9 protein-coding genes are annotated in these 7590 nt (G+C 58.5%); 6 read left to right on the forward strand and 3 right to left on the reverse strand.

The window, feature by feature from the left end:
• Positions 1–116 precede the first annotated feature (116 nt).
• The 4 genes from CXR29_RS17165 to CXR29_RS17180 all read left to right on the forward strand — a co-directional run bounded on the left by CXR29_RS17165 (position 117) and on the right by CXR29_RS17180 (position 2511).
• Positions 117–1019, forward strand: a complete 903-nt coding sequence (locus tag CXR29_RS17165) for a replication initiation protein (RefSeq protein ID WP_009885499.1) — start codon at positions 117–119, stop codon at positions 1017–1019.
• Positions 1006–1266, forward strand: a complete 261-nt coding sequence (locus tag CXR29_RS17170) for a helix-turn-helix domain-containing protein (protein WP_081448679.1) — start codon at positions 1006–1008, stop codon at positions 1264–1266. The genes CXR29_RS17165 and CXR29_RS17170 overlap by 14 nt, the downstream gene beginning before the upstream one ends.
• The gene (locus CXR29_RS17175; RefSeq protein ID WP_009885501.1) at positions 1263–1595 is read left to right on the forward strand and encodes a hypothetical protein; all 333 of its coding nucleotides are present in this window, start codon (positions 1263–1265) and stop codon (positions 1593–1595) included. The genes CXR29_RS17170 and CXR29_RS17175 overlap by 4 nt, the downstream gene beginning before the upstream one ends.
• 568 nt (positions 1596–2163) lie before the next feature.
• A complete protein-coding gene (locus tag CXR29_RS17180; protein WP_125178127.1) occupies positions 2164–2511 on the forward strand; it encodes a hypothetical protein in 348 nt (115 codons plus the stop codon).
• Between the two features lie 137 nt (positions 2512–2648).
• On the opposite strand, the gene CXR29_RS17185 is transcribed toward CXR29_RS17180, so the two are convergent.
• Positions 2649–2951: a Clp protease N-terminal domain-containing protein gene (locus CXR29_RS17185; RefSeq protein WP_125178126.1), complete on the reverse strand. Its 303-nt coding sequence runs from the start codon at positions 2949–2951 to the stop codon at positions 2649–2651.
• Between the two features lie 835 nt (positions 2952–3786).
• On the opposite strand from CXR29_RS17185, the gene CXR29_RS17190 reads away from it, so the two are divergent.
• On the forward strand, positions 3787–4365 hold the full coding sequence (locus CXR29_RS17190; RefSeq protein WP_127365393.1) for a hypothetical protein: 579 nt from the start codon (positions 3787–3789) through the stop codon (positions 4363–4365).
• 1135 nt (positions 4366–5500) lie between these two features.
• Here CXR29_RS17190 and CXR29_RS17200 read toward each other — a convergent pair.
• Entirely contained in the window at positions 5501–6076 is a 576-nt protein-coding gene (locus tag CXR29_RS17200; protein WP_009885496.1) for a hypothetical protein, read from the reverse strand.
• Between the two features lie 279 nt (positions 6077–6355).
• A complete protein-coding gene (locus CXR29_RS17205; protein ID WP_096161820.1) occupies positions 6356–6895 on the reverse strand; it encodes a DNA-binding protein in 540 nt (179 codons plus the stop codon).
• Positions 6896–7233: 338 nt separating this feature from the next.
• On the opposite strand from CXR29_RS17205, the gene CXR29_RS17870 reads away from it, so the two are divergent.
• A complete protein-coding gene (locus CXR29_RS17870; protein ID WP_009885498.1) occupies positions 7234–7368 on the forward strand; it encodes a hypothetical protein in 135 nt (44 codons plus the stop codon).
• The last annotated feature ends 222 nt before the right edge of the window (positions 7369–7590 follow it).

Raw genomic sequence — 7590 nt, forward strand, 5'->3', positions numbered from 1 at the left:
ATCTGATATTGCTTTCGAGACCCACTTTGAACACACCGAGCAAAATCCCACTTTGAACTCAGACGCCATGGGAACGTGGGGCTATGAGTACAGCGAGCACGGAGACGTGGGGACAGATGTGGTTGCCGCTGTGGCCCCTGGCCTCTGACGATCTGCTCCAGGGCATCTATCGCACCAGCCGCCACAACGCCCTGGAGCTGCGCTACATCGAGGCCAACCCCCAATCCTTGTCGAATCTCCTTGTCGTCGACATCGACCACCCCGACGCGCTCATGCGCGCCATGTGGAACCGAAAAGCCTGGCAACCCAACGCCGTAGTCGAGAACCCTGCCAACGGCCACGCACACGCCGTATGGGCACTTGCAGAGCCAGTCACCCGCACCGAGTACGCCAGACGCAAACCACTCGCCTACGCCGCCGCCGTGACCGAGGGGCTGCGCCGGTCCGTTGACGGCGACAAGGGCTATTCCGGGCTGATCACGAAAAACCCCACCCACGAGCAGTGGGAAGCCTCCTGGCTGACCGATCACCTCTACAACCTCGACGAGCTCACCGAGCACCTGACCGTCTCAGACTTCATGCCGCCAGACTCCTGGCAGCGCACCAAGCGGAAAAACCCCGTGGGGCTCGGCCGCAACTGCACCCTCTTCGAAACCGTCAGGTGGGACGTGTACCGGGTCGCGCGCACCATCCGGAAGCGCAACGAACACCCCACGCCAGAGGACCGTCACGACCTCGAAGCAGCGATCGTCAATTTGTGCCAGGAGATGAACTCGACGTTCAGCGAGGCACTGCCCGCCAGCGAGATCAGGGCCACCATTCGCAGCTTCTACAAGTGGATCACCACCCGCTACACCGGGTGGCTCGACTCCCGCACCACCAGCGAAGAAAAGTCCGCCGCCTACCACCGCAACACCGGCCGACAAGGAGGCCTCAAGGGCGGCATTGCCAGTGGCGAAGCTCGCCGCGCGGCCACCCGCCAGCGCATTATGGAGGCAATCAGCAATGGCCACTCGTGAGCGAATCCCCCGTAATGGGCTGACTATCCGTGAGCTGGCAGAACGTGCTGGTGTGGACCCACGCACGATTAAGAGGTGGACATCGGACCCTCGTGAGGTCTATCTAAGCCGCGCGGAACAGCGGCGATTGCGGATTCGTGAGCTGCGCGAGACAGGTCTGTCGATGCGTACGATCGCCAACGAGGTCGGTTGCTCCGTTGGCACCGTTCACAACGCTCTCAAAGACCAGCCCGAGGACGAATCATGAGCACCTACGGGCAGAAGAAAAAAGCGTGGGCCAGCGAGTGGGCGAAACTGCGGAAAGAGTACCTGTCGGGGAAGCTCATGGACGTTCTCGTTCTCCCCGTCAACGGCGGCACCTCTGTCCGATGGGAGTGCCCGGCCTGCGGCGAGACAGGCACTCCCGTCGCCTCGGAGAAGCTGGCGCTCACCGCTGGTCGTGGGCACATGAACATCCACGTCACGCCCGAGGATATCCAGGCACTCGAAGACATGAAGGTGCGGCGGATGCCGCCCGAACTGCTCTCGCCATTTCAACGGCGTCGACGCGACGAGCTCGAAGCCCACGACCAATGACGACAGCAGGATCGCCGCGACCGTCCTGGAGCGTGCAACAGGCTGCGCGTGAGTGCGGGGTCTCTCCGGCCACGATACGTCGCCGCCTCAAGGACGGGTCTCTGCCCAATGCGGTCCAGGGTGCCCGGGGCGCCTGGACGATTCCGGTCACTGATCTCATTGCGGCCGGTCTCAACCCTGGTCAACCGTCTCCACCTGACCATGGTCAAGGGGTAGTCACCGACCTTACTCACGCCGAGAATGACCATGGTCGTGACTATGGTCAAAGATCATCGTCGCAGGTGAAAGCCCTCCACGACCTTGAGCAAAAGTTACTCACTGAGCAACGTGAGGTTGAGCATCTGCGTACCCATGTGAGTACCCTGCAGAACAATCTTGATGACGTCCGTACGGCCATGCGGATGCTCGAAGCCGGGCCTCGAGACCGGGCTGACCGGTCAGGTTCAGACGTGACCGAGCACGTCGACCACAACGGTATGACCGTGGACAAGCCTGCCCGGTCAGAGTCGGCGGCCGGCGGTTCGTTCTTGCGCCGGCTGTTTCGTAGAAGCAAGTGATCGGAGGACTGTTGGACGAAGACCAGATGGTTCAGTTCTATGAACGCCGAAGGATCTATCCGGAGTGCCAGTCAGGCTGGTACCCGCTCATTCTCGATCTCGATAACAAGATTGGCAGCATCGAACCTGGATACAAAGTCGATCAGATCAAGGAGAAGTTCGGGGGCCTACGGTTCTACTACGACCAGATGAGCGTCAATGACGACAACCGAGAACGTGTGGACAAACTCGTCGATGCAGCCGAAGCGAAGGCCTACACGACCTGCGAGGTGTGTGGCGTCTCTGACTCGACTGTCACTACGAGCGGCCCTTCCTGGGTGAAGACTCTCTGCACAACCCACAGGGGGAAAATTAGGTGAGGCACGGCCCTGGTTAGCCGGGGGTCTTGACCTGAGGCACTCCGGTTCACGGCGTCATGACGAAGTGGTCGGGCTTGAGTCCCGAAGCGTTCGCCCACTCTGCGTTTTGATAGTGGCCGTGGTTTCTCGATTTCGCATTACTCACGTTCAACACTGACATTGATCGAATCGGAAGCTATCTCTGGCTTCGTTGAGGCAATCACCTTGCTCAGTTCGTCGCGCCATTCGCGAACGGTCTCGACAGGAACTACGCGATCAACCAGCGTCGGAGAATCGCCTTGGGCAATAAGAGCAAGCATGACATGCTCCACCCCGAGGTAGTCACCCGGTGACTCATTTGCTAGTTGTACGGCCTCTCGAATCGCGGCCTCTAAGCGTGGAGTTACCCACCCATCGATGCATAGACGACCAACTTGCAGTTCTCCACTTGGCAAGCTCATACGATTATGATCGCTCCATCCCAGCGGCCGCCGAAGCATATACCGTTCAACGGGTACCCGCCTCCATTTCTGCACGTGGCTTCAGTGACCGCAACATAGGGATCTAACGCAACAACTTCCTGCTGCTCATGCGATGGGGAAGCCGAAGCACTAGCCGGGGCAGCTACTCCCAAAACTCCCAGGGCCACGACCGCCACAGCCAGAACGAGATGCTTAGCGCCCATCAGTCGAGTGCTGTCACCTTTGAGCATTTCACTCTCCTATCCTCGTGCCTGGCCAGATCCAAAAGGCAAGGCTAATTGGGCGACTGAGCATACTCCTGCTCTCCGACCGTGACAAGGTTCCATCTGCCGGGGATCTTGACATGAGGCACTCCGCAGAAGTTTTTGGATCGGCACTCTCCAAGCTTATCGACAGTCTGCTCCACACCACCATCGACGAGCATGTCGCCGAGGCGGTATTGCGCGGAGGTTAGGGACTGGTACACGGATAGGTGACACCCGAGCTGGCTCACCGAAGCGAAGGCCTACACGACCTGCGAGGTGTGTGGCGTCTCCAACTCGACCGTCACTACCGCAGGGGACAGATACTCGGTGAAGACACTCTGCGCGGTCCACAGATAATGTCAGCTGATTCAACCCATCGTAATTACCAGTGAAGAAGAACGTCCTATCTCACGTTCCCGAAAAGCCTGACCTGGAACTTGATCGCATCGTAGCTAATATATGCATTTGCTGTAATCATTTATAACCGCCTGTTTTCCTTGTACAGCAAGCCTGGTAGCGTGATGTAAATTACATAGTTTATGCAGGTTTTTCAGCTAGAGGAGACAATCATGTTGGCTATACGACCAAGCATGAAAAGGACGGCCACTGCGGGGGTTGCTGCGATATCAGCAACCCTGCTGGTGACATTGAATCCAGGGATCGCGACAGGCAGCGAAGTAACGAGCACAGAGGCTTCCCAACAGTTCGCAACCAGCCAGTCCCGTGTCGAACTCGCGGGCGTCATCAGCGGAGAGGGACAGAACGATTCCGCTTCGTATACTCTCCCTTTAGAGGCCGGAGATAGACTCGTGGACTCGGGTAAGGGAGACACGATTGTCGACGAATCTGGAGAGACCAAGTTCGCAGTCTCAGCAGCCAGGGCGACAGATGCGAACGGGGAAAAGGTGCAAACTGAGTTCCAGATACACGATGGAACACTGGCGCAAACTATCAGTGAGGAAGAAGCAGGGGAAGTCGACTATCCGGTCTCCGTGGAAACACACGCACTGCCGTATTTCATCGTCAAATGTTTGGTTGGATTGGGTCTGAGCGCACCGGATATCGCCCGAATCGCGTCGATGGGCACCTGGGCTTCGATTGCCGGTGCGTTTGGTCGAGCTGCCGCTGCGTGTGTCTTCGGAAAGTAGGATACGTTGATGTTCAAAAATCCTTCTCAGTCTGATTTGGAGAATCAACTGAAAGATATAGACGAAGAACTGTCTTCCCATCCTTTTTCGAACACGCGAGTCGAAGAAGCTAACTCTTTAGTTGAATCGATGAAGGGAAAGGATAAAGAGGAAATCGACAGGACCCTGAAGGATCGAGATCTACCTGGTCTCGAAGAACTGGGGAAGGTCACGGCCACGGGAACTTACAGCTGGTGGAAGCTACATAGATCCCGAGCGAAAATATTGAAGAAACTAGAACATATTTAAATATCTTCACTTGCGAGCTGTCGAGCAGTCCCTGAGTACACGCCGGGGGAACTCGAACTTGTCGACAGTCCGCTTCACACCGCATGAGCATGTCACCGAGCCGGTACTGCGCAGAGGTGAAGAACGGACTACGGTTCACCCGTCGCGATCGCCTTCATCGATACTCGCCACGACGTTGTGACCACCTACCCTCATTATTCGTGCCATCATCACCTTCATCTCTGACACGACACCACACGCGGGACACTCCAGACTTCCTGCACAGACACACACACCACCCATGAACCCGACCACACGAACACCTTCAGCCATCACACCTCTTGCATTACTGACGGCGTGCAGATTGCGCAGCCGCAACCGTCTGCGCAACGTACTCCTCGCGAGTGATGTCTCTACGCACCTTGGCTGTTAGCCGAGCCACGTCCTCCCTGTTGGGAATCCACCCCTCATGCCAGTTCGCAGCCAACGCCTCCACCACGTTCCGACGCTGCTGATCATCCAAACCCTCGAACACGTCCGGCCACCTTGACTCGATATCAAAACGGTCACTCATCATCATTTCCTCTCCCATCACCAGCTCAGTGCAACGCCAGACAGAGCCACTTATCCCGGGAGAAGTGTATAGCTCGCTCCGCACTTCCAACCCCGCCGGCTCCCGGCAGTCTGGTGCCATTGCACGAACCACACACTCGCATTTCACCCAAGCCGTTGCTCGCTTCATCCCGCGCAGCGATACCGGGTCCGGGGCTTGCCCTGTGTGCATCGATCACCGGATCGAAGCGCAAGTGGTTGCCACTTGCTATGCTTGCTCCCCCTCCACACCAGACCTGTTCTGCATAGTCACTTCTCACGTTGAGCCTGTGCCTCCACAGGTCATTGGTGGATGTTGAGGACGAGGAGAAACACCCTCGACACCGAGCTCACACGTTGCTCCGTCGTGGGTTTTCAACCACTCAGGTTCGCTGTGCTCGTCATCGTCAAAAGCTGTCGGCCCCAGGTCGTCATGAGCGGCATCAAGGATGCTCGACCACCACTCATCTTCGTCCGCATACCCCAAGTCTTGCCACACCCGTGCGGCACTTGCTGTATCGAGTTTCACCCTCAGAGTCGCCACGTCCTCGTAGAGTTCATACGTGAACTCACTGGCCTCACCAACACTCAACGCGACCCGTCGGCCAGTCTTGCGCATCCCGGAGAACGGGCGTCGCCACTCGTCTTTCTCGCGCTGTCGAACATAGCGTTTGAGCTTCTCCAGCTCGTCTTCTTCACTATCAGTCAGGTGCTCAACGACCGGTTGATTCGTGGTCCAGTTGAACGGCTTCATCAGCTGCGAGTCGAGCACAGCCATGTCTCGCTCGAACTCAAGACGGTCAGCTTTGCGCCGATAGTAGTCCCGGGAACGACGCAGCGACTCAAGCTCCATAACTGCATCCTCTGGCACTGCACGACCCGTGCGAGCTCGTTGCCGATACGCGACTTGTTTACACTTCGCCGAGCAGTATCTTTGGCCCTCACCCCGGGTCTCGAACGAGGTCTCGCAGACCTTACAAGTGGTCATTTTGCGCTCCTCACAGGCATCCGCCACACCCTTGCCCGTCACGTTACCTCCCCACGGAAATGTCCCCGTATGCACTGTGGTGCCAGAGGTGTGCTTGATTCATAGTCATTTCGCGCCGGTTTTCTTTCGTTGCCGGCTACGGGGTTAGTTCTCGCGTTTGGCCTGTGTCTCGAGGAGCGTGGTGATGCGTTCGTTGAGTTTGTCGTGCTGGTCTCGGACTGCACTCAGTGCGGCTTCGTGTTTGGCTGCCTCCGTTGACCACTTCTCGGCCTCAGCCTTGGCCTCGGCGAGTTCCTTCCTGAGGGTGTCGGCTTGGGTAGTCGCGGTGTCGCGTTCGGCCTCAACAGTCTCAACGTCGGCAGTCAGCCCCTCGACCTCGACGCGGAGTGCATCGACATCAGAACGCAACTGGTCACGCTCGGGCGTCACGGCCGCCAGGGCGGCCCGATAGGCATCAGCCCAGATCGCCTCAAGGCGTCCGGTCACATCCTCGGGCACAGCCGGGATGGTCTCATGGTCATCCTCACTCGCTGCATCGTTCCAGGCCTTCGCGGTCGCCGAGGCGACGGCCATGCGCACCTTCGCGGCCTCGCGGATCGCGCGGGCAGTCACGGCCCTGCCCGTGTCGGCGAGGTCGCGGGCGGCTGCCTCGGCGCGGGTCTCAGGGGACTGGTCATCGGTCATGGTGGAAACTCCTTCAATTGGTAACGGGTAACTTATGTTACTCGTTACCATGTTACCCCATTTTGGCGTCACCGGCAAGCATGACCCAGCGACACCTGAGCTTCCAGGCTCAGCCATCCACGGGGCACCTCGGTGAGGGATCCGCCGCAGATGAGTTCGCAAGCGAGAATTCGGTCGAGACTCCGTTCCGATACTGACAGCAGAGCCGCACAAGGAAGGGATGCCCCTGCTGCGTGTCAGGCTCGATCCAGAACGGCGACACCGACCGGCATCCCACACATGGACACCGTCGCCGCATAGGAACCAGGAGAACTATCCGCCATCGCTAGGAGTACCCAATGAACCGCATCCCTGCACACCTATCCCTCGCGGCCGTGATCGTCTTCGTCGTCACGATCCTCGCCGTCTGTCCACCGGACCGAATCACTCCGATCCTCGACTGGTTCCAGATCGTCACCGGGACCGCGAGCTAGCGCTCACTGTCTACGTATCAAGGGGTACCGCTGGCCTCGTGGTTGAGGTTTCTGGCGAGGTGACCGTTTCTGCGTAGCAGTCGTGTGCTGCCCTGCGTGTGGTGTCCTCACATGCGGGTGAGATCAGTTCCGGTCAGACCGAGGGTGGAGATGGGGCCAGTTCCAGCGGTCGCCGTAGCGGACCTCGCTACGCTCGGACAGAAGCCTCCCCCCGCCGGAACC

Origin of the sequence: Brevibacterium linens (genome assembly GCF_003999335.1) — a bacterium.
In the GTDB taxonomy this organism is placed as follows: domain Bacteria; phylum Actinomycetota; class Actinomycetes; order Actinomycetales; family Brevibacteriaceae; genus Brevibacterium; species Brevibacterium linens.

Coding starts and splice junctions, on each gene's coding strand:
- CXR29_RS17165 (WP_009885499.1), top strand. CDS start 117: ATGTGGTTGCCGCTGTGGCCCCTGGCCTCTGACGATCTGCTCCAGGGC.
- CXR29_RS17170 (WP_081448679.1), top strand. CDS start 1,006: ATGGCCACTCGTGAGCGAATCCCCCGTAATGGGCTGACTATCCGTGAG.
- CXR29_RS17175 (WP_009885501.1), top strand. CDS start 1,263: ATGAGCACCTACGGGCAGAAGAAAAAAGCGTGGGCCAGCGAGTGGGCG.
- CXR29_RS17185 (WP_125178126.1), bottom strand. CDS start 2,951: ATGAGCTTGCCAAGTGGAGAACTGCAAGTTGGTCGTCTATGCATCGAT.
- CXR29_RS17190 (WP_127365393.1), top strand. CDS start 3,787: ATGTTGGCTATACGACCAAGCATGAAAAGGACGGCCACTGCGGGGGTT.
- CXR29_RS17200 (WP_009885496.1), bottom strand. CDS start 6,076: ATGGAGCTTGAGTCGCTGCGTCGTTCCCGGGACTACTATCGGCGCAAA.
- CXR29_RS17205 (WP_096161820.1), bottom strand. CDS start 6,895: ATGACCGATGACCAGTCCCCTGAGACCCGCGCCGAGGCAGCCGCCCGC.
- CXR29_RS17870 (WP_009885498.1), top strand. CDS start 7,234: ATGAACCGCATCCCTGCACACCTATCCCTCGCGGCCGTGATCGTCTTC.